Annotated in this window: 2 protein-coding genes and 1 pseudogene; all 3 read right to left on the bottom strand. The window is 33.9% G+C overall.

Translation table 11 applies throughout. From position 1 onward, the window contains the following. A partial coding sequence (locus BBROOKSOX_RS10580; protein WP_139661727.1) for a LysM peptidoglycan-binding domain-containing protein occupies positions 1–784 on the bottom strand: 784 nt, incomplete at its 3' end. Between the two features lie 18 nt (positions 785–802). Continuing rightward, positions 803–1579, bottom strand: a complete 777-nt coding sequence (locus tag BBROOKSOX_RS10575) for a hypothetical protein (RefSeq protein WP_139661726.1) — start codon at positions 1577–1579, stop codon at positions 803–805. Position 1580: 1 nt separating this feature from the next. Continuing rightward, a pseudogene (locus BBROOKSOX_RS10570) lies at positions 1581–1762 on the bottom strand (hypothetical protein); the annotation flags it as partial.

Raw genomic sequence — 1762 nt, 5'->3', positions numbered from 1 at the left:
GGAGTTCAGTTTTAAGTGAATCGATTAGAGCGCTAAATGCTTGTGGGTCATCAGTATGTTCTTTTAAATAATCACTCAAAGACTGTGTGCCGGCATTGTCTTTAAGGATGAGCAATGCACCTGCTTTGACATCATCAGGATTGGCTTTGTATTGTGGATTAAGTGCAAGCAACTCGTTAAGGCTTAGGCTGTTGTCTTGGGCTATTTGGCTGAGGGTGTCGCCGTCTTTGACGAACTGAATTGAGCCGTCGTTGATTTGGTTGCTAAGACTAATTAAGGAATCTGCAACAGTTTTACCTTCTTGCAATAGTGAAGTGGCATCAGACCAATTGTCGTCCTTTAAATTATTTGCTGCAGTTAACAAGTCATTTACTGCTTGCTCGGTTTCTGGGCTGTCGTCTGTGGCTAGGGCGTACATACTTAAACCCACAGATAAAGCATTAGCGACTAGTGCAGTTGCTGGGTGTATTTTTGCAACAGTTGTTCCAATGGCGGTTAAAAGGCTTAACACGCTGCCTGCCTTTTCTAAAGTTGAGCTTGTGTTCCAATTATTGTAAATGGTGTTAAAGGCTTCTGTTCCGTTAACAACAACGCCAATTACAGATAATTTACTGAATAGCTCAGCCGCTGAATGCACTGTATTTGCAGCTACAATAGCAATATCTTCTGCATTTTTACCATTAGTTGCATCTTTGACCACTGTTGCAGTGCCAACAATAGTTTTATCTGTATTTAGTATGGCTTGAATTGCATCATGTGCAAACTCTATATCACTCTTATTCATATTTATTTCTCCTATTTTTTATTTAAATTTACCTAATTCTTGTAGCTCTTGTTCTTTAATTTTTATCAATTCGTTAATACCTTTAAATCCATAAATATAATAACGCAGCAATAACAAAACTATAGAGAGTAATAACAGTGAAAATCCAAAAGTAAAAAGGTGTTTATAATGTTTTATTAATTTTTTTTTCATTGTTATAAAAGATAATACATTTTTATTGTTAATTACAATAGTTAATAGTATTTTATTGTCTTCAAGAAAACTTGGTAATAAGATATACCCCACTTTTATTTTTTTTGCAGCTCCTATTAATTGATTGATATTATTGATATCACTAGCAGGCATTCCTTTTAAAAAAAGAGTATATTTATTTTCTTTGTCTGTATAAAGGTTTAATTCGGAATCTAGTATTTTTGTAGCAACTCCAGAAAGATAAATTAGGTCTTCTTGTTTAGATTTTTCTACGATGCTAGATTGTATTTTATGTTCATATCCAGTGCCGATAAAGTATATCCCAAGCCACAACAACAAAAGAAAAAAGACTGAAAGCATAAGCCAACCTTGGCCAAAAAGCCTAAGATTTCTGTCATGATGAACAGGAAAAATATAATTAGGAGAAAATCCCGAACTAGTCATATCTGCTGGCAGGAAAAATTTAAGCCAAAATAAAACTTTAGAGTTTGGTTTATTGTTAGTGTAATGAATTATTTTCTTGAAGAATAGTCGATAATAAAAACCTATTACAAACAATGGAAGTGTAAGTAATATTATAAAAAAGTAGTGATAAATTTTCATTTCAAGCCACCTTTCTAAAATTATCCACATCAAACCACACATCATTCATTTTGTTATCTGTGCCTGCTGTGGTGGTAAAATTACCCTGTTGTTTATGGGCGTTGTTGCTGCTATCTACTTCATTAGAATTGCTGTAGGTGGTATTAAGAGATCTAACACCTGTCTCACTCAAACTAAGGAGTT

The organism is bacterium endosymbiont of Bathymodiolus sp. 5 South (assembly GCF_900128535.1).
GTDB lineage: Bacteria > Pseudomonadota > Gammaproteobacteria > PS1 > Pseudothioglobaceae > Thiodubiliella.
The sequence above is the reverse complement of the archived record's forward strand: the minus strand, read 5'-3'. Positions and strand labels throughout refer to the sequence as shown.

Coding starts and splice junctions, on each gene's coding strand:
- BBROOKSOX_RS10575 (WP_139661726.1), bottom strand. CDS start 1,579: ATGAAAATTTATCACTACTTTTTTATAATATTACTTACACTTCCATTG.